Source organism: Myxococcales bacterium (assembly GCA_022184915.1).
Lineage (GTDB): Bacteria > Myxococcota_A > Polyangia > Fen-1088 > Fen-1088 > JAGTJU01.
The window spans coordinates 427,002-453,181 of sequence record JAGTJU010000002.1 but is presented as its reverse complement, the minus strand read 5'-3'; the positions used below and the strand labels follow the sequence as shown (position 1 = coordinate 453,181).

Here is a 26,180-nt window from a genome sequence, read left to right as displayed (position 1 = left end):
ATAGTAGAGTATAGTTTGTTGAAGCGCCGGGCCTTCCGCTGCATCCAAGGAAGCGGTCGGGCCCCGACCACTGCGCCACACTGCGTTACAGGAGACATCGATGTCCGCCAGCGTTGAAACCGTGACCCCTTCCGTTTCGCCCGCCGCCGATGAGGCCGCGCCCAGCTTCGTGAGCCTCACCGCCGGAGCCGCCGACAAGGTCCGCGAGATCCGCGCCGAGGAGAGCATCGAGGATAGCTACGCCCTCCGCGTGAAGGTCGTGGGCGGGGGTTGTTCCGGGTTTACCTACGATCTCTACTTCGATCAGGCCCAGGACATGGACCACCACTTCGAGGCCAACGGCGTGAAGTTGATCTGTGACCAGATGAGCCTGATGTACCTCATGGGTACGGAGATCGACTACGTGGAAGGCCTGCACGGCGCTGGCTTCAAGTTCCAGAATCCGAACGTGAAGAGCACCTGCGGCTGCGGAAGCTCGTTCTCCGCCTGAGCTGACGAGGTCTCCGGGACACCGCCGCCTCGGGGCCTTACCCCGGCGCGGCGGTTCGTATTTTGCGCTAGAGGATCCGCATGGACATCTACGAACGCCTGACCCGCGAGCTGGGTCCCCGCCGCGTGGTGCGCGACGAAGAGGCGCTCGAAACCTACGCGCGCGACGAATCCCTCCTGGGCCGCTACATGCCCGACGCCGCCGTTTTGGCCGCATCGGCCGAGGAGGTGGCCGTGGTGCTGCGGGTGGCGGCCGAGGCCGGTGTACCCGTCACGCCCCGCGGCACGGGCACCGGCAAAACCGGCGGCGCGCTGCCCGTGCGGGGGGGCATCGTGCTGTCCACCGAACGGATGCAGGCGATTCGGCGGATCGACGGCGATGATCTGGTGGCCGTGGTGGAACCCGGGGTGATTCTGGGCGACCTGCAAAATGCGGTCGAGGCGCAGGGGCTATTTTACGCACCCGATCCGGCCAGCCTCTCGATGTGCAGCCTTGGGGGGAACGTGGCCGCCAACGCAGGGGGCCCTCGGGCCTTCAAGTACGGGGTGACGCGGGACTGGGTGCTGGGGCTCGAGGTGGCGCTCATGGGAGGCGAGCGCTTGTTCTTTGGGCGTCGCACGCAAAAGGGCGTGACCGGGTACGACCTCGTTGCGGGCTTCGTGGGTTCCGAAGGCACCTTGGGGGTGGCCACCGAGATCACGGTCAAGCTGATCGGCAAGCCGGAAGCCACCGGCCTTTTGCTGGCAGTCATGCCCGACGCGGTGGTGGCGGGGAGGGCCATCAACGCGCTTTTGCGCCAGGGCGCGCGCCCCCGCGCGGTGGAGCTTCTGGATCGTATCACCCTGGCGCACGTGCGCCCGCACGCGCCCTACAAGCTGCCCGAAGATGCCGGAGCCGCCGTGCTCGTCGAGCTCGATGGCGAGGCCGAAGCGGTCGCCCGCCAGCTCGAGCGCCAGGGCCTGCTCTTTGCGTCGTTCGGTGCCAACGACGTGTTGGTGGCACGCGACGATCAGGACCGAGAGCGCATTTGGCAGACCCGGCGCATGGCCTCGCGTAGCCTCACGGCAGCGCACAAGTTCAAGCTGTCGGAAGACATCGTGGTGCCGCTGTCGCGCATCCCCGAGGCGTTTGAGCGCCTGTACGCCGTGGGCGCCCGGCACGGCGTGACGATCGCCGCCTACGGGCACGCGGGCGATGGCAACTTGCACGTCAACGTGCTGTCCGACGAGGACGCGCAGGATCCGGCCGTCCGCACGCGCATCGACGCCGCCATCGACGACGTGTTTCGCGAAACGTTGGCCCTGGGCGGCACGCTTTCGGGAGAGCACGGGATCGGCATCGCAAAAGCGCGGTTCATGCCCTGGGAGCAATCCGCGGGCGTGCTGGACCTACAAAAACGCGTCAAGCAGGCCTTCGATCCAAAGGGCTTGATGAACCCGGGAAAGATCTTTCCCTGAAGCGCCGGCCCCGGGCAAAGGCCCGTCAACGCACGGTCTCGCCCTCTTCGGCGAGCCGCTCGATCTTGCGTTCGCACTGGTGCCGGATGTTCCGACGCATGGCCTCGCTGGGATCGGACTCGGACTCTTTGACGATGCCTTCGTAGGTAGAGCACGCAAGCGATTTGGGATCCTGGCGGCACAGGTGGTTGCGCACCCGCTCGCAGGGATTGCGCCGTTTGTCCATCATCTCGAGCCCGAGCCACACGGCGCCGGCCAACGCAGAGCCCAAAAGCACGGCGTAGATCGCCCTGCGGCGACGCTGATAGCGATAAACGTCGATGCCTTCGGCTTCCTCGCGCATCTGCGCGAGCTCTTCGGGGGTCTCGTCCACCCCGCGAGTTTACCTCAGGCCGGAAAGCCCCGCGCGTCCCGACGCGACGCCGACCTGCGCGCCAGGGTGGCGGCGTGATAAATACCGAGCTCGCTCATGCCCGGTTCGAAAACGCCCCCCGGGGCTGCCAAGCGCCGCCCCCTTGCACCCGTAAACAAACCTGTGCCCCTCACCAAGGCCACGCGCAAGCCAATCAAGGGCAAGTGGCCCCCGGATCGCAAACGGGTCGCCGCCGTCGTGGCGGGGCTCGACGCGCTCTACGGCAATGCCACCTGCGAGCTCGACCACAAAAACGCCTTCGAGCTTCTGTGCGCCACCATTCTTTCGGCCCAGTGCACGGACGAGCGGGTGAACAAAGTGACCCCCCTGCTCTTCGCCACCTTCCCCACGCCCGAGGCAATGGCCGAAGCGCCTGCCCCCGTGCTGGAAGAGCTCATCAAGTCCACGGGCTTTTACCGGCAAAAAGCCAAGTCCCTCCTCGGCACCGCACGACTCATCGTGGACCGCTTCGGGGGTGAGGTGCCGCGGCAGCTCGAGGAGCTGCGCAGCCTGCCGGGGGTGGCCCGCAAAACGGCCAACGTCGTTTTGGGAACCGCCTTCGGCCTTGCGGTGGGCGTGGTGGTCGACACGCACGTACAAAGGCTGGCCCTGCGCCTTGGCCTGACCCGAAACACCACGCCGGAAAAGATCGAACACGATCTGATGGGCCTGATTCCTCAGGATCACTGGATCCAGATTGCGCACCAGTTGATCTGGCACGGCCGGCGCCTGTGCTTCGCCCGCAAGCCCCAGTGCAACAGCTGCCTTTTGGCCCCCCATTGCCCGAGCGCGTTTAGCGAAGGCTGATCGGCCCGGCGGTGAAGCCGCAAGGCCCGGCCCGCCTCAACCTTCGCCAAAGTAGACGGGGTCGTAGTGACACGTGGGGTCCTCCGCCACGGGCTGGGGGTAGGAGACCTCCTGGCCTTCGTAGTTGCGGAGCTTCCACGCGGCAGGGCCGCGCTCGAGCACGTACTCGGGCCCCACGGGCACTTTGCCCATGCCGCCCGGGGTATCGATCACCAAATGCGGGATGGCCATGCCCGAGATATGTCCGCGCAGCTGCTCCATGAGGGCCACCGCCGTTTCCACGCGCGTGCGGAGGTGTCCCGTGCCTTCGGCCACGTCACCTTGGAAGAGGTAGTAGGGCTTGACCCGCGCACGCAGCAGCTCGGTGAACAGGCGGCGCAGCACCCGGGCGGACGAGTTCACCCCGCGCAGCAATACGGTTTGGTTGCCGAGGGGCACACCCGCATCCGCCAGCTTGGCACAGGCCTCACGGGCCAGCGGCGTCAGCTCTTTTGGATGGTTGAAGTGCGTGTTGATGTAAAGCGGGTGGTACCTGCGCAGCATCGCGCAGAGCTCGTCGTCCACACGCATGGGCAAGACCACAGGCACGCGCGTGCCGATCCGGATCACCTCGACGTGAGGGATGGCGCGCACGGCAGCCAAGATCTCTTCGAGCTTGCCCGTGGCCAGCGTCAGCGGATCGCCTCCGGAGACCAGCACGTCGCGAATGGCGGGCGTGCGGCGAATATAGTCAACGGCGGCGTCCAGATCCGAGCGGCTGATCGCCGACTCCGCTTGGCCCACGAGACGCCTGCGGTTGCAGTGTCGGCAGTAAATCGCGCAGCGATCGAGCGCCAACAAAAGGCAGCGATCCGGGTAGCGGTGGAAGATGGCCGACACCGGGCGGTGGGCGTCTTCGCCCAGCGGGTCGAGCAGCTCTCCCGCTTCGACATTCAGCTCTCCAAGCCGCGGCACCACCTGCATCCGCACCGGGCAGTGGGGATGGCCGGGGTCGATGAGCGAGGCGTAGTAAGGCGTGATGCCCACGCGAAACTTGTCGGGGGCCACCTCCAGGGCCGCCCGCTCCTCGGGTTCGAGATCGACCCAGGCGCCAATGTCGTCGAGGTTCGACAGACGGTGGCGCAGCTGCCAGCGCCAATCCATCCACTCCGGACGGTGCGCGGCCTGCACCAAAGACCTGGGGTCCAGGGCTTCGTCATCGGCATGGGTGGATGCTGCCCCCAGGACAGGGAGCGAAGAAGGAACACGCTGGAGATCGACACTCATCGTCGTGGGTGGCCTGCGCAACCGGGTCTACATCACGTCGGCGTCGGCTTCGGCGTCAGGCGCCGCATCGGGCGCGGCGGCGTCGAGCCGTTCCGCCGCATCCGGCAGTGGGGCGGCATCGAGGGGCGCCCCCACGTCCACACCTCCGTCGAAGCCCATCGGTCCATTTGCGTCCAGAGCCCCCATACCGTCCGAGGTTGGCGACGCATCCGGCTCGTTCACGTTGGCGTCCCGTGGGCCACCGCCGTCCGGAAGGCCCACCGTCACCGGCGAGATCTGGATGGTCACCACGTTCTGTTTACTGATGTCGAGATCGCTGGCCGTGAGGGAACCGTCAGCCACCACGTTGTCGGCCGCGTCGAGCGCGCGTACGCCGATGGTCACCGCACTCCCGCGGCCCGGCGGGATCTGCAAGGTGAATCTGGTGGGCAAGACGATTGCACGCTTGTCTTCGGGGACACTGAAGGTCCGCATCTCGCCTTCGGCGGCAACCGTCACGGACAATTGGGCAATGCTGCCCGACGCCGATCCCACGACCCGCACCAGGACCACGGTATCGGGATCGCCGCAGGCGGACACCATCGAGAGACTGGTCGCCACGAGGGCAGCCAACCCCAGAAGCCTCGAAGACAATCGCGCCGCCAGATGCCGGCCTGCCCGCCCCGCCACGCGCTCAGAACTTGTAGTTGCCAAGGCCGCTCTCCGGAATCTCGGTGTCTTCTTTGCTCAGAATCAGCACACCAACAACCGCACCTGCGGCCACGAGCGCAGCCCCCAGGGTCACCCACACCCAGGGCGACACGCCTTCGTCCGCTTCGGAGGGGGCCTCGTCGTCATGGCCCAAGCGAAGGCCGGGGTGCCCGACGCCAGAGGGACCGCGGTAGCCAGGGAGCGCCGCCCCTGCGGAGCCCTCGGTGTCAGGCTCGGTCTCGTCCTCGTCGGTCTCCTCGTTCGGCACGTCCAAGTCGAGGATGGGGGCCGCGGCAGGAGGGCCAGGGGTCAACGGCCGCTCGCCACCGGGGCCCAAGCGAGCGCCCGCGCGCACGAGGCCAGCGCCCCGGGGCGGCATCTCCAGCCGTTTGCGGAGGTCGTCGATCCGTTGCTCGACCAGGGGGCCGTTCGGCGGATGGGGAAGCTCGACGAGGAAGCGCTCGTAATCGGCGAGCGCGTCTTCGTCACGCCCGAGCGTGCGTAGGCATTCGGCGCGGTTGAAGAGAAGGGCCGGATCCTCGAGGATCTCGTAGGCCTTTTTGTACTCGTCTACAGCCCGTGCGCACTGACCATCCGCCGCGAGCTTGCTCGCTTTTTGCGCGTGGGCGCGGCCCACCGAGGGCGACTGCGCCTCTGCGACGCCGGCTGTCGCCAGCATCACGCAGAAACCCGCCACGAGCGGCCCCCAGCATCTCACCCTGTCCATCAGCGTATTGCACCTCTTACGGTTCACGAGCGTACCCGTCGTAACATCGCATTTTGGCCTCTGTCCACCAAGGCCTTCGCACGGGCTAGGGAGAGGCCGGGGGCGCCGCCTGGCGCCCGAGACGCTTGACGTGCCCCAGAACCGCCTGAATCTTCCGTGGGCTCAGCGATTCTCCGAACGCTGGCATTTGATTTTGGCCCATCATGACGACGCGTTCGAGGTCTTCGGTGGGTCTCGACTGGACCTGCGGCGACGTCAGGTCACGCACCGGCATCATCTGAGCGATTTGAGGATCTCCCTTGCCGTCCACGCCATGGCAGCGGGCACACATCTGGGTGTAGAGCTTCTCGGGATTGACCTCCGCCACGGGGCCTGCGTCGTTTTTGCAAGCCGAAAGCAAGAGGACCACGAGGACGCCGGCACGCTTCATTCGCCCCCGCCCGCAACGTGAGCGTCGGCCCCACCCGCCTGCGCGGACGACGGCTGATAGATCTCGCTGCCCGACGCGCGGAACTCTGCCGCTTTTGCCGCCAGCCCCGCCTGGAGGGCGTCGTCGGGGCTCACGTTCTGCGTGGCCGCGTAGTCCCGTACATCCTGCGTGATGCGCATCGAGCAGAAGTTCGGTCCGCACATCGAGCAGAAGTGCGCCACCTTGGCGCCTTCGGCCGGCAGAGTCTCGTCGTGGTACGACTTGGCCGTGGGGGGATCGAGCGAAAGATTGAACTGGTCCTTCCACCGAAACTCGAACCGCGCCTTCGAGAGGGCGTCGTCCCATTCCTGGGCTTTCGGGTGGCCCTTGGCCAGATCGGCCGCGTGGGCCGCGATCCTGTAAGCGATGACTCCGGCCTTGACGTCGTCACGGTTCGGAAGGCCCAGGTGCTCTTTCGGGGTGACGTAACAGAGCATGGCCGTTCCGAACCAACCGATCATGGCCGCCCCAACGGCCGACGTGATGTGGTCATAGCCGGGCGCGATGTCCGTCACGAGCGGCCCCAGCGTATAAAACGGGGCTTCGTGGCAAAGAGCCAGCTGCTTGTCCATGTTCTCTTTGATCTTGTGCATGGGCACGTGGCCCGGGCCCTCGATCATCACTTGAACGTCGTGTTTCCAGGCGATTTTGGTGAGCTCACCCAGCGTTTCGAGCTCGCCGAACTGGGCCGCGTCGTTGGCGTCGGCAACGCACCCCGGGCGCAAACCGTCGCCGAGGGAGAACGAGACGTCGTACGCCTTCATCACCTCGCAGATGCGCTCGAACTCGGTGTAGAGGAAGTTCTCTTTGTGGTGCGCCAAGCACCACTTCGCCATGATGGAGCCGCCGCGCGACACGATCCCGGTCAGGCGTTTGGCCGTCAGCGGCACGTAGCGCAGCAATACGCCCGCGTGGATCGTAAAGTAGTCCACGCCCTGCTCGGCCTGCTCGATGAGGGTCTCGAGGAACAGATCGATGTTCAGCTCCTCCACCTTGCCCTTCACCTTCTCGAGGGCCTGATAGATGGGCACGGTGCCGATGGGCACCGCCGCGTTTCGCACGATCCACTCGCGGGTTTCGTGAATGTTCGCGCCGGTGGACAAATCCATCACGGTGTCGGCGCCCCAGCGGGTCGACCACTGAAGCTTCTCCACCTCTTCCTGGATGGACGAGGACACCGCCGAGTTGCCGATGTTGGAGTTGATCTTCACCTTGAAGTTGCGCCCGATGGCCATCGGCTCGAGCTCGGTGTGCCGCACGTTCGCGGGAATGATGGCGCGGCCACAGGCCACCTCGTCCCGTACGAACTCTGGCGTGAAGCCCTCGCGAAGGGCCACGAAGCGCATTTCTTCGGTCACGATGCCCTGGCGGGCATAGAACATTTGCGTGGGCGTGCGATCGCCCCGCGAGAGCCGGGCTTTGACCCAGGGCTCGCGCAGCTTGGGCAAGCCGAACTTGAGATCGTCCGTCGTGGGGCCGGTCGTGTCGTAGACACGCAAGGGGCGCTCGCCTCCGGAGATCGTGATCTCTCGCATGGGCACCACGATGTCGCTGCCTTCAGCCTCGCGCACGTAGACCTTGCGCGACGAGGGGAAATCGTCCTCGAAGGCGGGCAACGTCGACACCGGCGGTGTGGTGTCCACGCGCTTGCTGCGCCCGACGGGCTCAGCAACCAAGGTCTCGGCGCCGTCTCCGAGCACGGACAGTTTACGTGATGACCCGTTCGACTCGCTCATCGTCTCTCCCTTCGCCGGCATTACCCGGTGCAGGTTCTAGGGGTCGCCCTGGCCCCCACGGCCAAGGCCTCTCAGCCACAAGCAGCTCCCCCGCGTGTAGGGGGGCTATCTACCGGGCAGGGGCCCGCATTTCAAGACCAACGGACCTTTGTGCCTGCTCGTCGCGGGCGCGCACGGTCAAAGGCCGTCCTGCCACGTGTCGCTAGTTCAGGTAGCGGGGGTCGGTCTTGCCCTTACCGCCCTCGAGCACTTGCATCTGAACACGCGGCCGGCTCGGACGCTTGGGGCGGGGTTTCTCGGCGGGCACGCCTCGTCCGCCGCAGAGCACGTACGACAACACGCCCGCCACCAGAGTGCCCACCACGGCCGGCCAGGCGGCCAGCACGAGGCTGATGAACAACGAGAAGCCCACGATGATCGCCGCCAGAGCGCGGGCGGGCAGCACGAGCCCCCCGAGCACGCGGGCGGGGGTTTTGTCGTAGTGCACGCCGAAGGCCACGAAGATCGACAACACCGCAGGTCCCGGCCCGGCCGATGCGTAGGGGTGGCCCAAGATCGCAGCGGACAGGCCCTGCGCCAGATACCCGGCAATCGCGGGAACGAAGAAGACCAGAAGGAAGCGCTGCTTGCCAAGGGCCAGCTCCATCGCCGCGCCCACGAACCAAATGCCAAGCAGATTGAAAAGGAACTGGAGCAGATCAATGTGAACGAAGAGCGCCGTCAGGGGCTGCCACAGCTTCCCGAGCGCCACGCCAGACGAGAGCGCCAGGTGCGACACGATGAAATCACGCAAAGGCGGCGCCAGGACGTACACCAGGTACGCGAGGGTCTCGACGATCACGAGCCCCTGCACGAGGGGCGAGAGGCGCTGGGTCATGGGACGCATCCACGAAGGAAGTTCCATGTGACGTTCAGCAGGCCCGCGCATCCCTTTGAATCTACCACGCAGCCCAAAAGGGGGACCTCGCGGCGCACACGCTACTCGCGCTTTTCCGGAGACCCACGCGCAAGGCAAGAGCGCCTAGGTCGGGAAGGGTGCGTCGGCCTGCGTGTCGGCCCCGGCGTCGCTTGCGCCATCCAGCGACGCGCCGGCATCCGCCGCCCCCGCCGCCCCCCCTCCGTCGCCAGCCGCGTCTGGCCCTGCGGCGTCTGCTTCTCGTCCTGCCCCATCGATCGCCCCTGCGTCTCTTGCAGGCGCAGGGCCATCCTCACGCACACCTCCGCCCTGGCAGCCAGGGTCGTCGCCGTCGACGAGGCCGTCGGCATCGTTGTCGACGCCATCGACGCAGGAGGACCGGGGCGTCACCACCACGGACACCACCAGGGGCGGGGCTTGACCCTCGGTCACCTCGAAGGGCCCCGCCGCCCCGGACAGCACCATGCCCTCGGCCATCTCGGGCGGTTGCCCGGAAAAGTCGAGCCCCGTCAGGCCCACTCTGTACGTGCCCGGGGACACGCGCCGCTCGGCCTGTCCCAGGCCGCACAGCACGTTGAAGCGCCGCACGGTGCCATCGTCCGCCGTCTCCGTGACCCGAAAGGCCTCCACGCCGTGAGCACCGCAGGTCCGCGCAGAGAACGCGCCCGGAGGGTCGTCAGCGAAACGCCAGGAAAGGACGTAGGTGGCCTCTTCGCCACAGGCGCCCAGCACGAAGAGCGCCGCCATCAGGACGCCCAAGAGCCCGCGGGGGCCCGGAACGAAAAACCTTCGAGAAGACAACACGTCCGCTTTATAGCGTCAATTCACCGAGAAGGTGACGGTGCCTGGCTGGGCCAGCGACCTGAGGGGGGTGGTGTACGAAGTCACTCGCTCGGAGAGCACTTGGCCCGCGCCGTTCGAGAGACGAGCGGCCAAGGTGTAGGTGCCGTCGAGAACGGCCGGGGAGAGCCCCTGGTAAAGATTGCAAGGAAAAGGGAACTCCTGGGGGGGCACACCCGTGGTCTGGGCCACGAACGACACGGTGGTGGCGCCCACCTGCTCGCAGGTCAGCGGGGCCCCCGACGCGCTGGTGATCTGCCAACTGAACTCGAACGATTGCAGCTCGAAAATGACGGCCAACTCGGTGCGACGACGCCGGCTGATCGAACCCTCCAGGTCGATGGAGGACACGGAGAGGCCTGCGGAGGTCAGGAGGCTCACGGTGATCGCGTAGGGGCCCGCGGGCAAGGTGGAGGTGAAGCCCCCACCGTCGCTGCAGGGGAAAGGGAACTCGTAGGCCGTGTTCGTCGCCACGTTGCGTGCCTGGACGCGCACGGTGGTGACGTCCATCTCGTCGCACCCGAGGACGTCTGTGCCTGGGCCGACGTCCTCGAGACTCCACTCCACGAAGAAGACGGAGTCATCGTTCGCGTCCATGACGCAAGCTGGCGCGGCAAGCACCAAGAGCAACAAGGGAGCTAGTTTTGGCATGGGCATGGTTGGTTCCCCCTATTGGGCTTCACATCGGCCGTTTTTATTCGCACAGCGTTCGGCACAGGGCGCCACCACGAGCTGTGCGTCCATCGACGCGGGTTTACCCCATTCCACGGTGGCAAGCCGCGGGGGCGGGGTGACGGCCGCCGCGATGGCCTGGCCCTGGCCGTCGAGCGCCGTGATGGACACCGCGTAGCGCCCCGGGGGGATCTCGAAGGGCGTGGCCCCACGCTTCCGGGAGCACCCGAAAAGGTAGGACAGGGACGCCAGCCCCTCGGCCGGTGCGGCGGGCCGCACGTCGAGCCGAATCGCGTCGATCGGAGGCTCTGCGCAGCCGCAGCCCGAGAGAGCATACCCCCCGCTCGAATGGACCACCCACGACACCTCCACGGCGCCTCCCTCGACCGATACGCACCCCAGCGCTGCGAGCAGCCCGAAACACAGCCAAGCCCGCGTCCAGCCACCGTGGGCGCACGCGCCGGGGGAGGCGGTCACTTTGGTCACGGCCGGCGAGGCTAGCATCCCCCAGGGAATCTCTCACGGCCGAGGCCGGTTGCACAGCCCGCAGAGGTCTCGCAGGCGCATCCCCCCTATGCATCACCGCCCTCCCGTGTCTATAAGATCGCTTCTTCTCCAGGCTATTGGCCCCGCGCATCATCAAGGAAACCTGCCCATGCTGCATTGCCTGCTCGACGCCTCCGGCGGATTGGACATTTTGGCGCTCATCCAGGGCGCGTCTCTCACCGTCAAGGCCGTCATGTTCCTGCTGCTCGCGATGTCGATGCTGTCCTGGTACATCATCGGCTCGAAGCTGCTCTATCTGGGGCGGGCGCGGTCTCGCTCGGGGTCGTTCCTGGACGCGTTCTGGAAGACCTCCCGCCTCGACGACGTCTGGAAGCTCACGGAGGAGCAGGGTCCCTCGCCCGTCAGTGAGGTATTTCGCGCGGGGTATGCCGAGCTGGCCAAACTGCGCAAGCGACGGGCCGAACAGGGTCAGGAGAGCTTCGTTCAGAACGAGACCTCTCTCGGCGACATCGAAAGCGTCGAGCGCGCCTTGGCCCGCGCCCGCACCACGGCCATCACCGAGATGGAAAGCAAGATCCCCTTCCTGGCCACCACCGCCAGCGCGGCCCCCTTCATCGGCCTCTTCGGCACCGTGTGGGGCATCATGAATTCCTTTCGATCGATCGGCGCCAAGGGCGCTGCCAATCTGGCCACGGTGGCCCCTGGCATCGCCGAAGCGCTCGTCGCCACGGCCATCGGCCTCGTGGCGGCGATCCCCGCCGTGATGGCCTACAACTTCTTCTCGCGCCGCATTCGCGTGCTTTCGGCCGACATGGAGACCTTCGCCAGCGACTTCCTCAACATCGTGCGGCGGAGGTTCTTCTAGTGTCGATGAGCATCGGCGACAGCGGCGGCGGCGGCGGTGGCATGCTGGGCGAGATCAACGTCACGCCGCTCGTCGATGTGATGCTGGTGCTGCTCATCATCTTCATGGTGACGGCGCCGATGCTGCAAACCGGTGTCGACGTGGATCTACCGGATGCAAAAGCCCAGACCATTCCGGACGATGAAGGCAAGCTCATCCTCACGCTCACGAAAGACAAGCGCGTGTTTTTGGGCAAACTGCAAATCCCCTACGAGGCGCTCGAAGAGACGCTGAAAAACAACGTCAAGCTTCAGGCCGACAAAGAGGTCTACCTTCACGCCGACACTGAGCTGCCCTACGGCGAGGTGGTCAGAGTCATGGCGGCCGTCAAGCAAGCCGGCGTGGCGAAGCTGGGCATGGTGACGGACCCTCTCGACTAGGGCCAAGGGTGAAGCTTTGACCGAGGCGCACGTCAGGACACGCTCGCTCGGCTCCGGAGGCCTGGGCGGCGTCATCGTCACGCTCGCGATTCACGGAGGTCTGGTGGGGCTGTTCCTCTTCGCTCACCGCCCAGGGCGTCCACCGGTGGACGAAACCCGTGACCTCATCACCACGCAGCTGGTGAAGCTGGGTAAACCGCGCGAGAAGTTTTGGATGCCGAAGATCACGCAACCTCGGCCCACCAAGAAGGCTCAGATCATCAAGGTGGCCGAAGATCCAGAGGCAGCTCCAGCCCCCGAGGAGGCGCCCAAGCCCGAGGACGCCGAGGTGTCCGACAAGCTGCGCAACGCCTTGAACCGCGCGCGCCTGCTCCGGGAGAGCGCCGAGGAGGAAACGGACGAAGGCCAGCTCGATGGGATTCGGGAGGGCTCGGCAAGCGAGGCCGGCGCAGGAGACGCTTACGCCAGCCAGATCTTCGCCCTCATCCGGCGCAACTGGAATGTACCGGTAGGCCTCATCTCCGACGACGAGCTCAGCCAGCTGCAGGCACAGGTCAAGGTCAAGGTGGGCAGCGACGGGACGCTTTCAGGCGAGGCCATCTTCAAATCTTCCGGCAACGGCACCTTCGACGATTCTTGCTTGCAGGCCGTTCAAGCCACGGGGGCCGTGCCTCCCCCCCCAGCCGACCGTCAGGCGGTTTTCGAGCGAGGCGTCGCCCTGCTATTCAAGAAGTAGGCGCACGGGGTCGTCTCACCATAAAACATGGCGGGGGCGGCCGCTCGGCGCCCGCCGACGCAACCCATCGAGAAAGCGAACCGTTTATGCGCGTGTTGAACCTGAGCTCCGTCCGTCTGCCCGCCCGGCTGGTCCTGGTGGCGGTGGGATGTGCCACGTGGGTGTCCCACGCGGCGACCGCCCGGGGGCAAACCCCGGCGCCCACGAACAACAATAGCGCCGGTGGGGCCGACGAAACGCTGCCCCAAATCACCATTACGGACCCGAACCGCAACCTCCTTCGTCTGGCGCTGCCGAGCGCCTCGGGCGACGAGGGGCCGGGGGCAGAGGCCACGACCATCGCGCGCCGAAACCTTCAGATCGTGGGCCTCTTTCAGGTGCTCGATCCCAAGTCCTTCCCTCCCGCGTTGCACGGTGAGGGCAAGGGATTTTCCTCGGCTCTGTGGAGCCAGGTGGGCGCGCAGGCCGTGGTGAAGCTGCACGCCACGAAGGATCCCGCGGGCTCACTGCTGGAAGGCTACCTTTACCAGGTGGGGCGCGGTGATCGCCCGACGCTCAGCAAAAGCTACAAGGGCAGCGATCTGCGCACGCTCGTGCACGCGCTCACGAACGACATCATCGAGGCGCTCACCGGAGAGCCGGGCGTCTTTGGTTCACGCATCGTGTTCGCCCGCCCGAAGGAGGAACTGATGAGCGTGGGGGTCGACGGGGCTCAGCCTGCCGTCCACACGATGATGCGCTCGGATTCCCTGCTTCCGTCGGTCTCGCCGACGGGCGACCGCATCGCCTTCACCAATTACCTGCGCCGCAACCCCGACTTGTGGATCGTGCCCGCCACGGGTGGCCGCGCCAAGCGCGTCTCCGATCGCCCCGGCATGAACACCGGCGCAGCCTGGTTCCCCGACGGCGCATCCTTGGCGCTCACGATGACCCACGAAGGGAACGCCGAGCTTTACCGGATCGATGCGCGTTCGGGCAAGCTGCTCAAGCAGCTCACGAAGAACCCGGCCATCGACAGTTCGCCGAGCGTGTCTCCGGACGGGCGCCAGATCGCCTTCGTGTCGAACCGCCAGGGCAGCCCGCAGCTGTTCATCATGCCGGCGGCCGGGGGCGAAGCGAAGCGCGTCACTTTTCGGGGCAATTACAACCAGACGCCCCGCTGGAATCCCAACCCGGCCAAGCCCCTCATCGCCTTTACGGGGCGCGACGAAAAGCGCACCTTCGACGTCTACGTGCTGGACACGCGGGACGGTCACATTGAACGCATGACGCAGAACCAGGGCTCGAACTTCGACCCCGACTGGTCGCCCGATGGCCGCCTGCTGGTCTACGCGTCTTCACGGGGCGGGCTGTTTTTGCTGAACCCCCAAACGCTGGGAGAGACGCAGATCTACAAGGGACAGGCCCGTTCGCCCTCGTGGGGTCCCCCCCCCAGGTCGTCTCAGCGCTGAGCGTTCCATGCGCATCGCCACGATCGACATCGGCACGAACACCACCCTGTTGCTCGTGGCGGAACAGCGGCCTGATGGCACCGCTGCGCCACGGCTCGAGCGCGCGGAGATCACGCGCCTTGGCCGCGGCATCGGAGGCGACGGTCTGTTGCGAGACGAGAACATACGCCGCACTTTGGACGTGTTGGCGAGCTACGCCGACGACGCCCGGCGCCTCAACGCCACTGTGTTTGCGATTGGTACCGAGGGGCTACGCCGGGCGCCCAACGCTTCGACCTTTCTCGAACCGGCCGCCCGCATCTTGGGTACCGAGGTTCAAGTCATCAGCGGCGATCGCGAGGCTGCGCTCACCTTCCTCGCCGCCCTCCGCGCTTTCCCGCAGGACACCGCGCGCGAGGCCGCGGTGATCGACATCGGCGGGGGCTCCACGGAGATCATCCTGAGCCGCCAGGGCGAGATCACCTTTCGAGAGAGTCTGCCCCTGGGCTCGGTGCGGCTGACCGAGACGTTCGTCACGCACGATCCCCCCACGGAGGAGGAGGCTACGCGCCTCGGCACACACGTGGCCGCAGAGCTTTCGCGGGTCCCCTTCACGCCCGGGAGCACGTTGATTGGCACGGCAGGAACGGTGACCACCCTGGCCGCCATGGCCCAGTCCCTGACGGATTACGACCCCGCGCGGGTCCACGGCTACCGCTTGAGTGCGGCCGAGCTGCACGCGCAACTCGAGCGCCTAGCGACCGCCACGCAGGCCGAGCGCGAGGGTATGCCGGGGCTGGATCCGCGGCGAGCTGATGTGATCTTTGCGGGAGCCTTGCTGCTGAAAGGCTTGATGGACAAGGCGCAGGCACCCTTCGTGCTGGTGAGCGACCGTGGCATTCGTTGGGGGCTGCTTCACGAACAGCTGGAAAAACAGGTCACACGGTGACCTCTTGACCCACACTCACATACCCGGGGGTTCCCTGGCTGTAACGTCGCGGGGTATTGCCCCCCCTGGGAAGGGGGGGTAGGTTGACTCTCGTGTTTCGTGACGGGCATGGACCCGCTTCGCTGCTGCGTTTGGCGTTGTTCGCTGCGGGCCTTGCGGCCTGTAAGGCGAAGGTGCCCCAGATCGAGGCGCCTTTCGTTGAATCGTTCAACCAGGCCGAAGTGGCTCCCGTGTGGCACGACACCGGCGGAGGCTACACCTTGGTCGAAGGCAAATTGTCCGCCAAGGGCGCACGCAATCACCCTCTCTGGCTTCGAAAGCGGCTGCCTCGCAACGCCGTCATCGAGCTCGATGCTGTGGCCCAAACCCCGAACGGGGACATCAAAGTCGAGGTCTGGGGCGACGGCGAATCATTCGATCCGGACGGAAACAGCTATATCGCCACGGGATACGTTCTGATCTTCGGCGGGTGGCGCAACTCGCTCAGCATCATCGCCCGCCAAAACGAGCACAACGATGGCGTCAAGGCCCAGCGGGCCGACAAACGGGTGGAGCCGGGACGCTCGTACCACTTCACCATCACGCGTAAGGACGGCACGATCGACTGGAAGGTCGATGGAGAACCGTTCCTCTCGTACGCGGACCCGCAACCTTTGGAGGGGAGCGGCAACGAATACTTCGGGTTCAACAACTGGGAAACCGAGGTGCGTTTCGACAACCTGAGCATCCGCCCCCTGCCCTGAACCGCAGAATCGCTCGACATGAAAACTGACCTCACCGCCACCACCGAAATCACCGTTCCCATGGGGTTGGGGGGACGGATGCAGTTCGACCTGACGCGCGCCCTTGCAGGGCTCTCTGGCCGCCGCTCGGTGGGCGTGTTCATGCACGACAACCCCGACCCTGATTCCATGGCGGCCGCGCTGGGATTGGGACGCCTGTTCGAAGCGGAGCTGGGAGCCCGGGTCACGCTGGTTCTGGCGGGCATCGTGGGCAGGGCAGAAAACCGGGCCATGGTGGAGCAGCTCCAAATCCCGTTGGTTCCGCTTCACAGCCTCGACACCGACGCGTTCGACACGCTCGCCATCGTCGACAGCCAGCCCGGGACCGGCAACAACAGCCTTCCCAAAGGCCGTAGCGCCGACGTGATCGTCGACCACCATCCCGCGCGCGAAACGGCCTTGGCTCCCTGGTGCGACATTCGGCCCGAGCTGGGTGCAACGTCGACCATCGTGCTGCAGTACTTACGAGAGCGCGCCGTGCCGCTGGATGAGCGGCTCGCCACGGCTTTGTTTTACGCGTTGAAGACCGAGACGCGCGATCTCGGCCGCGAGGCCACGGAGGCCGAGCGCGCCGCCTACCTTCACCTCGTGTCCCTGGTGGATCACGACCAGCTCTACCGCGTCTGCCATCCGAAGGTGCCCAAGGAGCACTTCGTGGCGCTGGATCGCGCGGTGAGGTCGGCGAAGACCTACGGCGACCTGGTGGTGGCGAACCTCGACGAGCTCTTCTACCCGGACCTGGTGGCCGAGATCGCCGACATGCTGCTCACCTTCGATGGTGCGCGCTTTGCTCTGTGCGCGGGCCGCTACCGCGGCAAGGTCTACGTCTCGCTGCGCACAGAGGTCGACGACACGCGTGCAGGGGGGCTCATTCGCCGCATCATCGACCGCGAGGGCGCCGCCGGCGGCCACGGCACGATGGCAGGCGGGAGCCTCCACCGTCTGGTGTCCTCGGCCGAGGACCTGCAGGCCACCTTCGACGTGCTGGTGGGGCGTCTGCAAGAGGCTCTTGGACGCCCGCGGGAGTCCGGCCAGCGGCTGGTCACGGGCTGAAAGAGGGGATTTCACGCGGACGTTTTTCGTTCGCATTTGACCCCTCGACGGCCGCGACCTTCCGCGCTACCATCGGTTCCCTTCCACTCAGCCGGAGTGGCGAAATGGTATACGCAGCGGATTCAAAATCCGCCACTCGCAAGGGTTTGAGAGTTCGAGTCTCTCCTCCGGCACAAGGCACGCGCTTACTGCGGCCGAACGGCGGTGACCAGGAAAATGGCGTAGCTCCGTTCGTCCTTGTCGACGCTGCAGGCGGTGTCGAAGTGCACGTCGGTAAAGCCGGCCTGCCGCAACAGAGCCGTGAACGCGTCACGGTCGAAGCCGTGATGAAAGACCCCCTCCACCTCCGGTGGGTGGAAGTCGCCCGGCTCCCGATCCAGGTCGGCCAACGCCACCCGGCCGCCGGGAACCAGGTGCTCGAAGAACGTGCGCAGCAGCGCCGCGGTGTCTTGCACGTGGTGCATGGCCATCGCGCTGATGATGAGATCCACGCGCCGGCCAAGGGGGGCTGCAAGGAGATCCTGGCACACGGGCTCGACCTTGCCGGAGGACGCCAGCTTGGCCGTGAGCTGCGCGAGCATCGCGGGCGATGTGTCGACCGCGAACACAGACCCGACCTTGGGCGCGATCGCTCCCGTCAAAAGGCCCGTACCCGCACCGAAGTCGAGCACGGTCTGGTCAGGCTCGAGCGGCACCCGCGCGAGCAGGGCCGCACTCACCCCCGCAGAGATGCGTTGAGGAAGCGGACGCGTATCCCAGTCAGCGGCTTTGTCGGCAAAGAGATCGGTCATGTGCGATGTATGTCGAAGCGCGCGGCTTGGGTTAGCTCGTGGACGATGACGGCGCCATCTGCGCGTCGGCCGTCAGCTCGGCAAGCAGCGAGCGCTGGGGGGCGGCTGGCTGGTGCTGCGCCCGCATACGCGCCCTGGCCCTCTCGATGGCCTTGGCGGGGGTGCGGCGCAAGTTCCTCGCCAAGCCCACCTTGCTCAGGGAGTAAACGATCCACTTGGTGGGATCGAAGTGATAGCTCCGCACACCGTTGCGGTAGTCGCCGGGAAAGGTGTGGTGATAATTGTGGTAGCCCTCGCCCATGGTGACGAGCGCGCACCAGAAGCTGTCGCGCGAACTCTCTCGGTTCGAGTAAGGCTGACTTCCCAAGCGGTGCGCCAACGAGTTGACCGCGAAGGTGACCTGATAGACGAAGACCAGGCGGCCGAAGCCCACCAGCAACAGCCCCCCCCATACGTCTCCGAGCGCCACCCCGGCCAGGAGGGGCAAGCCGAAGGCGGCCAGTGCCGCAATCAGAACGAAGTGACGATGCTGCCAACGGACGAGCGGATCGGCCTGCAGATCGCGAGCGGGTGTCGCGTCGAGCGGTGAAGGGGTCATCTCGAGCACCCAGCCCACGTGTGCGTGCCAGAACCCCCTGCGCACACTGTAGGGGTCGTCAGGCGTGTCGGTGCGCGCGTGGTGTCTGCGATGGTTCGCCGACCAGGTCAGCGCCGACGTTTGAAAAGCAGAGGCACCGAAAATCAGAAAGAAGAGCCGGACCAGCGGGTGAGCCTCGTAGGCGCGGTGTGAGAAAAGACGATGGTAACCCGCCGAGATCGCGAAGATGGTGACGACGGTGCTCACGGCCGCCAGGGCCAGGAGTGCAATGCTGGGCCTCGCAAGCACGAGGTAAAGCGCACTTCCCACGACACCGACCAAATGGACGGCGGCCAAAAAGACCAGATTCGTCCAGTCGACGGACGATGTTTGACGAGGAGACATAGATCGAACATGCCGGATCCCCACGCTGCCGGCTCGGCAATCCCGTCACCATGAACGAATCATGACCAAACCGTGACAAAGCAGGAGCAAAGCGAAATTTCGGAACAATCTTCGCCCTTCCGCTCACCTGGACCGCTGAGGCACCACACCCGGACGGCGCAGCGCTCAGGCTTGCCGGCACCGAATGTCCTGTACTTCCCCGCGAAACTGTGGGACCCAATCGTGTGTCTTTTTCGAGTCTCGCGCTGATAAACCCTCTCCTCGACGCGGTCAAGGAGGCCGGGTACACCGTTCCCACGCCGATCCAGGCCCAAGCCATTCCCCCCGCCCTTCTGGGCCGTGACGTGCTGGGCTGCGCCCAAACCGGCACCGGGAAGACCGCCGCGTTCGTCCTGCCCATCCTGCAGCGTATTGATGCCGTGGCGGGTGACAACCCCAAGATGCGGGCCCTTGTCCTCACGCCGACGCGCGAGTTGGCTGCCCAGATCGGTGAGAGCCTCAGCACCTACGGAAAAAAGCTCGACCTTTACCACACGGTCATCTTTGGAGGCGTGAGCGAAAAGCCGCAGATCGCAGAGCTGCGCAAGGGGGTCGATGTCCTGGTGGCCACCCCAGGGCGGCTGCTCGACCTTTTGCAACGCCGGCTCGTTTCGCTTTCCGATCTGGAGATCTTCGTCCTGGACGAAGCCGATCGCATGCTCGACATGGGCTTTCTGCCGGACGTTCGGCGCATCATCGCGGCTTTGCCCAAAAAGCGCCAAACTTTGTTTTTCTCGGCGACGATGCCGCCCGAGATTGGCCGTTTGGCTTCGGGGCTCCTTACCAACCCTGCCCAGGTCACCGTGACGCCCGTATCTTCCACCGTGGAGACGGTCGAGCAGCGCGTTCTCTTCACTGACAAGGCCAACAAAACGCGCCTGCTGCTCTTCCTCCTCGGCCAGGACGCCTGGAAACGAACGATCGTGTTCAGCCGCACGAAGCACGGCGCCAACCGCGTCGTGGGGCTGCTGGAAAAAGCCGGGATGAACGCAGCAGCCATCCATGGGAACAAATCGCAGGGCGCACGGACGCGGGCCCTCGAGGGATTCCGAAGCGGCAGCATTCCCGTGCTGGTGGCCACCGACATCGCGGCGCGCGGCATCGACGTCGACGGCGTCACCCACGTGGTGAACTACGACGTACCGAACGAGCCCGAGACGTACGTGCACCGCATCGGCCGCACCGGACGGGCCGGCGCTTCAGGCTCGGCCTTCACCCTGGTCGACACAGAGGAGCGCCCCTACTTGAACGATATCGAGCGTCTCATCGGCCTGCGCATTCCGCGGGACGACTCTCATCCTTTCCCGCCCCGCACACCCTCTGTCGCCGAGGCAGAGGGCCCGCCGAGCGCGGGTCCCCGCCCGAACCGCCCCGGGGGCTTCAACCGTGGGGGACGCCGGCCTGCGGGCCGTCCCGGCCCTCGCCGCGGTGGCTCTTCCTCTGGCGCGCGGCGTTCGCCCTAGTCAGCCGAGGCGGAAGCCTCGGTGAGCGTCCGCACGTCGTGCAGCACGGCGAGGTCCTCCCGGGCTTCGATGACGAACGCGCGCACGAGGGTCTCTTCGCTCGAGATCTCCCGATCTCCGCGGCCCTGGCGGTTTCGCACGGCATCGAGCTCGAGCCCGGCGAACGCGAGGGCGGCGGCGGTATCTTCGCGCACCTCGGCGTCGTTTTCGCCGATGCCCCCGGTAAACACGATCGCATCGACCCCCCCCAGCACCGCCACCATCGCCCCCACACTGCGGCGCAACGAGAGAGCAAACCGGTCACAGGCCAGCCGCGCCGGGGCCGAGCCCTCGAGGGCCGCGGCCCGGACCTCGCGCAGATCCGACGAGACGCCCGAGACACCGAGCAGCCCCGAGCGGTTCGTCAGCGCGTCTTCGAGTTCGCCCGGCGTCACGTCGCATCGGCGGAGAAGGAACAGGAGAAGGCCCGGATCCACCGATCCGCAACGTGTGCCCATCATCATGCCTTCGAGCGGAGAGAAGCCCATCGACGTATCGCTCGAGCGTCCCTTGTCCACGGCCGTGACCGAGCAGCCCCCGCCCAGGTGACAAACCACCAGACGCGGGGGAACCCCGCCCAGGAGCTCCCCCACCCGTTCGACGGCATGGCTGACGCTCAGCCCGTGAAACCCAAAGCGCACGAGGCCCCAACGTTCGCTCCACCCGGAGGGCAAGGCGTACCCCGCCGCCGCCCTGGGCATTTGGGCATGGAAGGCGGTGTCGAAGCTGGCCACTTGGGGCGCCGTGGGAAAAGCCTGCGTGACCGCGCTCAGGCCTGCGAGCGCAGGGGTCATGTGCAGAGGATCCAGCGGCAGGAGCTCGTGCAGAGCCGCGCGTGCGTCGGCGTCGAGGCGAGCCGGTGCCCGAAACCGCAGCCCGCCGTGGACGAAGCGGTGCCCCACCACGTCGAAGGAGGGCGCCCGATGCAAAACATCTTTAATCTGCTCTGCCTGCGCGCGCGCCCCTTCGGAGCGCCAGCGCTCGTTTCCCCGTGCCTTGATCTCACCCTCGAAGTCCAGCACAGCCCACTTCAGGCTGCTCGAGCCTGCATTCAAGATGAGTGCTTGGTTCATCACGCCCCCTCTCTTTGTGGATCGCGCCTGCGGGCCGACTACCGGGGCTTCCATTTCCAGTTTTTCACCTCGGGAAGGTCGTCACCGATGCGGCGGGTGTAGGCTTTGTGCTCGATCCGCTTTTCTTGCATGGCTTGTCCAAGGTGTGCCGCCCGCGGCCCCACGGCAGGAACGCGCGCGGCCACGTCGCTGACCAAGTGGAAGCGATCGATGTCGTTCAATACGGTCATGTCGAAGGGCGTGGTGGTTGTGCCCTCTTCCTTGTAGCCCCGCACGTGCAGGTTGTGGTGATTCGTACGCCTGTAGGTGAGGCGGTGAATCAGCCAAGGGTATCCGTGGAACGCGAAGATGATGGGTTTGTCCCTCGTGAACAGCATGTCGAAGTCACGATCGGACAGACCATGCGGGTGCTCCGTGTCGGGCTGCAAGCGCATCAAATCCACGACGTTCACCACCCGCACGTGAACATGGGGGACCAAGTCGCGGAGGATGCCCACGGCGGCCAGAGTCTCGAGGGTGGGGACATCGCCACAGCAAGCCATCACCACATCGGGCTCCACGTCGTGATCGTTGCTGGCCCACTCCCATATCCCGATACCCATCGTACAGTGCTTGATGGCCTGCTCCATGGTGAGCCACTGGGGCATTGGCTGTTTTCCTGCAACGATTACGTTGACGTAGTTGCGACTCCGCATGCAGTGGTCGGTGACCGACAACAGAGTATTGGCATCGGGCGGCAGGTAGACCCTGATGACCTCCGACTTCTTGTTGACGACGTGATCGATGAATCCAGGGTCTTGGTGCGAAAAGCCATTGTGATCTTGGCGCCACACGTGGGACGTCAGCAGGTAGTTCAGCGAGGCAATCGGGCGGCGCCAGGGAATGTGCCGCGTGACCTTCAACCACTTGGCGTGCTGGTTGAACATGGAGTCCACGATGTGAATGAAGGCCTCGTAACAGGAAAAGAACCCGTGGCGCCCGGTCAGCAAATAACCTTCAAGCCAACCCTGGCACTGATGCTCGCTCAACATCTCCATGACACGACCCTCGGGGCCCACGTGCTCGTCCCCGGGGCGCAGCTCGGCGACCAACACGCGTTCCGTCACCTGGAATACGTCACCCCAACGGTTCGACGCCGTCTCATCAGGGCTAAAGATGCGGAAGTTGTCCTGGTTCAGCTTCACGACGTCCCTCATGAAGGTGCCTTGAACACGGGTGGCCTCGGCCACGGACTCACCCGGCGAAGGCACCGACACGGCGAAGGCGCGAAAGTCGGGCAGATGCAGGTCGCACAAGAGTTCGCCCCCGTTGGCGTGCGGGTTGGCGCTCATGCGTCGCTGCCCCTTCGGCGCCAGCTCGGCAATCTCCGGGCGCAACCGTCCCGCCTCGTCGAAGAGCTCATCGGGACGGTAACGCCTCATCCACGCCTCGAGTTGATGAACGTGCTCGGGTTTCGTCATACCGGCGATGGGAACCTGGTGCGATCGGGCTGTGCCCTCGACAGAACGACCATCCACCTCCGCGGGGCCCGTCCACCCTTTGGGCGTTGCGAGTACGATCGCCGGCCACAGGGGACGCCGGGCCTGTCCCGAGGCGCGAGCCTCAGCCTGAAAGCGCTTGATGTCGGCGATGCAGTCATCGAGCACCTCGGCCATGTGCTGGTGCAAGGCGTGTGGTTCGCTGCCCTCCACGAAGCGAGGAGCGTGCCCGCAGCCGCGCAGAAAACTGGTCAGCTCGTCTCGCGGTATGCGCGCAAACACAGCGGGTCCCGCAATTTTGTAGCCGTTCAAGTGAAGAACGGGCAAGACGGCCCCATCACGAATCGGATTGAGGAATTTGTTCGAATGCCAACTCGTGGCCAGGGGCCCTGTTTCAGCCTCGCCATCACCTATCACGCAACAGGCGATGAGCTCAGGGTTGTCGAAGACCGCGCCATAGGCATGGGAAAGCGCGTAGCCAAGCTCTCCGCCTTCGTGAATCGAGCCCGGTGTTTCAGGCGCCACGTGGCTTGGGATCCCCCCTGGAAAGGAGAACTGCTTGAACAACCGATCGAGTCCCGCCTCGTCCCGTGAGATCTCGGGATAAACCTCACTGTACGTTCCCTCGAGATAGGCATTGGCCACCAGGGCGGGACCCCCGTGCCCGGGCCCCGTGACATAGATCATGTCGAGATCGCCCGTGCGGATCACCCGGTTGCAGTGAGCATAGATGAAGTTCAAGCCGGGCGTGGTCCCCCAGTGGCCAAGCAGCCGTGGCTTGATGTGTTCCCGTTCGAGGGGCCTCCGCAGGAGGGCGTTGCTGAGCAGGTAGATTTGCCCCACCGATAGATAGTTCGCTGCACGCCACCACGCATCGAGGTGGATGAGTTCGTTCTCACCAAGCTTCGTCATATGCATACTCCTGCCCGGCCTTGCGAAGAGCAACGCCAAGCCCGCACGTCAAGGGCCTACTCAGGTTCAATGAGCGCCGGGCTTCCCCTGCGAGCGGCTCAACCACCGGTACGCGGTGTCGGTGGCCGCGGCGTAGACGGCGTGGTTCACCAGGTCGGACCCGGCCGGAGCGTCGCTCGCAGGGCGCCCTCTCACTTTCTTTTCGAGCGTGCTCGCGATCGTGATCGCTGCCGTGCCCACCATGCCCGCCATCGAGCCTTTTCCCAGCTCCGTTGCCACCGCCCCAAGTGCCCGCATGTCAGCAATCCCCCTCAGTGCATGTGGCATGCAGAGAGCCCCGTCGCAAGGGCACCTGCGCCAGCTCGAAGCGCCACGGCCAACGAGGAGGGCGCTATCGCCCACCGCCCTCGAGCAAGGCTCCGTCCCGGACGGGCTCCGGGGCGTACTCCCTCAAGAACTTGAAGAAGGCTTTGCGCGTTCCTCCCGGATGACGCCGGTTCCACAGCGCGACGAGCTCGGAAAAGCGCGCATCGCGAGACATCTCGATGGAAGCTTGCTCCTTCAGCTGTTCGAGCTGCACGTCTCCCGTTCGTTCGTAAACGCATTCAACGCGCCCGCTCATCGTGAGCTCGTCGATCTCACCCGTCTCCGGGTCGAGTGACACGACGAACGGAAACAGGCGGCAGGTCACCGGCCGATGCTCGTACACGGAGCACCGCCCTTCCTGATGGAACCCGCACAGGTCGTCGTAAGCTCCCGCAGGCTGGCGAGCGAGGCACATCACCCGCCGCCCCTCATCGAGCTGCACCACCGGCAACCCTTCACCGCCGTCATCGAAGCGGCTCGTTGGCTGAAACGAGGCCACCCGTCCCGGAGCCAGCCCCGTACCTCGGCAAACCTGCCACAGATCGTCGGCGGTGATGGGTACCAACGTCTGGGTGCAGCAGTTACCGCAATCCGTACAGTGGAAGTCTAGCCACTCCGCGCCCGGAGGGCCGGGACGGGTCACGGCCCCCGATGCCGCCGCCCTCGAAACCATGCCTTCGGAAGGCAGAAGGGGAAGGCGGACGACGGTCACGAGGGGCGGAGCATGGCACACCCGGTGGATGGTGTCGGCACCCTCTGACGCGAGTTCTGGCACTTCTCCCGGCCCCGCGACGGCCCGCGGCTCCCCTGTGCGGCTTCGGGGTGGGCAAGACGCAGCAAAGCGGCTAGCCTGCCCCCATGAGCAAGCCATTCGTTTCAGCTTTTGCCCATCGCGCCTCCTTGCTGGCCGCTTTCGTCACGTTGGCAGGCAGCTCCGCGAGCGCGGCGCCTCCACGAGACACGATCGTGGTGGGACGGTGCACGCCGGTGAACCACCTCGCGGCCACGAAGCAGGCCGGGTTCGCCTTTTTCGAGATCGGCGTGCAACGCTACGCCCGCCTGAGCGACACCGAATTCGCGGCCTTGCGCAAAGAGGTCAAGCAGCTGGGCGTGAAGGTACCCGTCTCGAACAGCTTCGTTCCGAGCGACATAAAGCTGGTAGGGCCCGAAGCGAACCTGGACATCCAAAATGCGTACATCACCGTGGCGTTGTCCCGGGCGAAGCAGCTGGGGGTCAAGACGGTCGTGTTCGGCAGCGGAGGCGCTCGCAAGCTGCCCGACGGATTTCCTCGTGACCAAGCACTCTACCAGCTGATCGACTTCGGCAGGCGCGCAGCAGCCGAAGCCAAGAAGCACGGCATTACGATCGCGGTCGAGCCCTTGAACCGGGGGGAAACGAACATTTTCAATACCGCCGCCGAAGCGCTCGACTACGTCGCAGCGGTGGACCGCCCAAACTTTGCACTGATGGTCGACTACTACCACATGCTCAAGGAAAACGAGGGATTCGACGTCATCTTGCGGGCCGGCAAGCGCCTCAAGCACGTGCACATCGCGGCCCCGGATCGCTCCTTCCCTCGCACGCCGGACGAGGCGAATTACGCCATGCTCTTCGAGACCTTGCGGAAGATCGGCTACCGAGGCGGGGTCAGCGTGGAAGCGAACGACGAGCCCCAGTTCGACGAGGTGGCTCCCAAGACGATCGCCATGCTCCAGGATCTGCTAGCCGCAAGCCGTGTTCCCAAGCCCACGCCGTGAAGAAAGCGCCGCCGGTACAACCCACCTGAGCTAGGATGCGCGCACCCATGTGGCTT

General features: G+C 65.6%; 28 protein-coding genes, 1 tRNA gene and 1 riboswitch. Of the genes, 13 read left to right on the top strand and 16 right to left on the bottom strand.

From position 1 onward, the window contains the following. The first annotated feature begins 100 nt into the window (after nt 1-100). On the top strand, nt 101-490 hold the full coding sequence (gene erpA, locus KA712_09550) for an iron-sulfur cluster insertion protein ErpA (GenBank protein MCG5053190.1): 390 nt from the start codon (nt 101-103) through the stop codon (nt 488-490). A gap of 80 nt (nt 491-570) precedes the next feature. Further along, nucleotides 571-1,947 (top strand): FAD-binding protein, encoded by a 1,377-nt coding sequence (locus tag KA712_09545; GenBank protein MCG5053189.1) that lies wholly within the window; start codon nt 571-573, stop codon nt 1,945-1,947. A 25-nt stretch (nt 1,948-1,972) separates the two neighbouring features. Here the strand turns inward: KA712_09545 and KA712_09540 are convergent, their stop codons facing one another. Next, nucleotides 1,973-2,320, bottom strand: a complete 348-nt coding sequence (locus tag KA712_09540; GenBank protein ID MCG5053188.1) for a hypothetical protein — start codon at nt 2,318-2,320, stop codon at nt 1,973-1,975. A gap of 96 nt (nt 2,321-2,416) precedes the next feature. Here KA712_09540 and nth point away from each other — a divergent pair, with 96 nt between their 5' ends. Beyond that, nucleotides 2,417-3,166 carry an endonuclease III gene (gene nth, locus KA712_09535; GenBank protein MCG5053187.1) on the top strand — a complete coding sequence of 250 codons (750 nt, stop codon included), beginning with the start codon at nt 2,417-2,419 and terminating at the stop codon, nt 3,164-3,166. Nucleotides 3,167-3,202: 36 nt separating this feature from the next. On the opposite strand, the gene KA712_09530 is transcribed toward nth, so the two are convergent. The 9 genes from KA712_09530 to KA712_09490 all read right to left on the bottom strand — a co-directional run bounded on the left by KA712_09530 (nt 3,203) and on the right by KA712_09490 (nt 10,968). Continuing rightward, on the bottom strand, nt 3,203-4,432 hold the full coding sequence (locus KA712_09530; protein ID MCG5053186.1) for a KamA family radical SAM protein: 1,230 nt from the start codon (nt 4,430-4,432) through the stop codon (nt 3,203-3,205). A 27-nt stretch (nt 4,433-4,459) separates the two neighbouring features. Continuing rightward, nucleotides 4,460-5,032 (bottom strand): hypothetical protein, encoded by a 573-nt coding sequence (locus tag KA712_09525; GenBank protein MCG5053185.1) that lies wholly within the window; start codon nt 5,030-5,032, stop codon nt 4,460-4,462. A gap of 73 nt (nt 5,033-5,105) precedes the next feature. Beyond that, nucleotides 5,106-5,801 carry a tetratricopeptide repeat protein gene (locus tag KA712_09520; protein MCG5053184.1) on the bottom strand — a complete coding sequence of 232 codons (696 nt, stop codon included), beginning with the start codon at nt 5,799-5,801 and terminating at the stop codon, nt 5,106-5,108. Between the two features lie 133 nt (nt 5,802-5,934). Next, nucleotides 5,935-6,279 (bottom strand): cytochrome c, encoded by a 345-nt coding sequence (locus tag KA712_09515; protein MCG5053183.1) that lies wholly within the window; start codon nt 6,277-6,279, stop codon nt 5,935-5,937. Beyond that, nucleotides 6,276-8,054: a phosphomethylpyrimidine synthase ThiC gene (gene thiC, locus KA712_09510; protein ID MCG5053182.1), complete on the bottom strand. Its 1,779-nt coding sequence runs from the start codon at nt 8,052-8,054 to the stop codon at nt 6,276-6,278. Before thiC ends, KA712_09515 begins: the two co-directional genes overlap by 4 nt. Then, nucleotides 8,044-8,156: riboswitch (TPP riboswitch) on the bottom strand. It overlaps the preceding gene by 11 nt. Nucleotides 8,157-8,256: 100 nt before the next feature. Beyond that, nucleotides 8,257-8,958 (bottom strand): rhomboid family intramembrane serine protease, encoded by a 702-nt coding sequence (locus tag KA712_09505; protein MCG5053181.1) that lies wholly within the window; start codon nt 8,956-8,958, stop codon nt 8,257-8,259. Between the two features lie 117 nt (nt 8,959-9,075). Beyond that, on the bottom strand, nt 9,076-9,774 hold the full coding sequence (locus KA712_09500) for a hypothetical protein (protein MCG5053180.1): 699 nt from the start codon (nt 9,772-9,774) through the stop codon (nt 9,076-9,078). A gap of 15 nt (nt 9,775-9,789) precedes the next feature. Continuing rightward, on the bottom strand, nt 9,790-10,461 hold the full coding sequence (locus KA712_09495) for a hypothetical protein (GenBank protein MCG5053179.1): 672 nt from the start codon (nt 10,459-10,461) through the stop codon (nt 9,790-9,792). A gap of 18 nt (nt 10,462-10,479) precedes the next feature. After that, nucleotides 10,480-10,968 (bottom strand): hypothetical protein, encoded by a 489-nt coding sequence (locus tag KA712_09490; protein MCG5053178.1) that lies wholly within the window; start codon nt 10,966-10,968, stop codon nt 10,480-10,482. A 169-nt stretch (nt 10,969-11,137) separates the two neighbouring features. On the opposite strand from KA712_09490, the gene tolQ reads away from it, so the two are divergent. From tolQ to KA712_09450, 8 genes are all read left to right on the top strand, one after another. After that, nucleotides 11,138-11,854, top strand: coding sequence for a protein TolQ (gene tolQ, locus KA712_09485; protein MCG5053177.1), 717 nt, complete (start codon nt 11,138-11,140; stop codon nt 11,852-11,854). A 5-nt stretch (nt 11,855-11,859) separates the two neighbouring features. Next, nucleotides 11,860-12,273, top strand: a complete 414-nt coding sequence (locus KA712_09480) for a biopolymer transporter ExbD (protein MCG5053176.1) — start codon at nt 11,860-11,862, stop codon at nt 12,271-12,273. Between the two features lie 16 nt (nt 12,274-12,289). Then, nucleotides 12,290-13,009 carry a TonB C-terminal domain-containing protein gene (locus KA712_09475; protein ID MCG5053175.1) on the top strand — a complete coding sequence of 240 codons (720 nt, stop codon included), beginning with the start codon at nt 12,290-12,292 and terminating at the stop codon, nt 13,007-13,009. Between the two features lie 86 nt (nt 13,010-13,095). After that, nucleotides 13,096-14,460: a hypothetical protein gene (locus KA712_09470; GenBank protein MCG5053174.1), complete on the top strand. Its 1,365-nt coding sequence runs from the start codon at nt 13,096-13,098 to the stop codon at nt 14,458-14,460. A 7-nt stretch (nt 14,461-14,467) separates the two neighbouring features. Next, nucleotides 14,468-15,388, top strand: coding sequence for a Ppx/GppA family phosphatase (locus tag KA712_09465; protein ID MCG5053173.1), 921 nt, complete (start codon nt 14,468-14,470; stop codon nt 15,386-15,388). Between the two features lie 92 nt (nt 15,389-15,480). Further along, entirely contained in the window at nt 15,481-16,131 is a 651-nt protein-coding gene (locus KA712_09460; GenBank protein ID MCG5053172.1) for a hypothetical protein, read from the top strand. Between the two features lie 18 nt (nt 16,132-16,149). Then, nucleotides 16,150-17,223 carry a DHH family phosphoesterase gene (locus KA712_09455; GenBank protein ID MCG5053171.1) on the top strand — a complete coding sequence of 358 codons (1,074 nt, stop codon included), beginning with the start codon at nt 16,150-16,152 and terminating at the stop codon, nt 17,221-17,223. Between the two features lie 90 nt (nt 17,224-17,313). Next, nucleotides 17,314-17,396, top strand: a tRNA-Leu gene (locus KA712_09450). Nucleotides 17,397-17,408: 12 nt separating this feature from the next. On the opposite strand, the gene KA712_09445 is transcribed toward KA712_09450, so the two are convergent. Beyond that, nucleotides 17,409-18,014 carry a methyltransferase domain-containing protein gene (locus KA712_09445; GenBank protein ID MCG5053170.1) on the bottom strand — a complete coding sequence of 202 codons (606 nt, stop codon included), beginning with the start codon at nt 18,012-18,014 and terminating at the stop codon, nt 17,409-17,411. A 31-nt stretch (nt 18,015-18,045) separates the two neighbouring features. Beyond that, nucleotides 18,046-18,996 carry a fatty acid desaturase gene (locus KA712_09440; GenBank protein ID MCG5053169.1) on the bottom strand — a complete coding sequence of 317 codons (951 nt, stop codon included), beginning with the start codon at nt 18,994-18,996 and terminating at the stop codon, nt 18,046-18,048. A 224-nt stretch (nt 18,997-19,220) separates the two neighbouring features. On the opposite strand from KA712_09440, the gene KA712_09435 reads away from it, so the two are divergent. Further along, nucleotides 19,221-20,498 (top strand): DEAD/DEAH box helicase, encoded by a 1,278-nt coding sequence (locus tag KA712_09435; GenBank protein MCG5053168.1) that lies wholly within the window; start codon nt 19,221-19,223, stop codon nt 20,496-20,498. Here the strand turns inward: KA712_09435 and KA712_09430 are convergent. The 4 genes from KA712_09430 to KA712_09415 form a co-directional block, all read right to left on the bottom strand. Then, on the bottom strand, nt 20,495-21,610 hold the full coding sequence (locus KA712_09430) for an acetate/propionate family kinase (GenBank protein ID MCG5053167.1): 1,116 nt from the start codon (nt 21,608-21,610) through the stop codon (nt 20,495-20,497). The two genes, KA712_09435 and KA712_09430, sit on opposite strands and share 4 nt — an antisense overlap. Before the next feature lie 38 nt (nt 21,611-21,648). Further along, on the bottom strand, nt 21,649-24,000 hold the full coding sequence (locus KA712_09425) for a phosphoketolase family protein (protein ID MCG5053166.1): 2,352 nt from the start codon (nt 23,998-24,000) through the stop codon (nt 21,649-21,651). 66 nt (nt 24,001-24,066) lie between these two features. After that, entirely contained in the window at nt 24,067-24,297 is a 231-nt protein-coding gene (locus KA712_09420; protein ID MCG5053165.1) for a hypothetical protein, read from the bottom strand. A 94-nt stretch (nt 24,298-24,391) separates the two neighbouring features. After that, nucleotides 24,392-25,078, bottom strand: a complete 687-nt coding sequence (locus KA712_09415; protein MCG5053164.1) for a YkgJ family cysteine cluster protein — start codon at nt 25,076-25,078, stop codon at nt 24,392-24,394. 146 nt (nt 25,079-25,224) lie between these two features. On the opposite strand from KA712_09415, the gene KA712_09410 reads away from it, so the two are divergent. Then, a complete protein-coding gene (locus KA712_09410; GenBank protein MCG5053163.1) occupies nt 25,225-26,124 on the top strand; it encodes a sugar phosphate isomerase/epimerase in 900 nt (299 codons plus the stop codon). Nucleotides 26,125-26,180 lie beyond the last annotated feature (56 nt).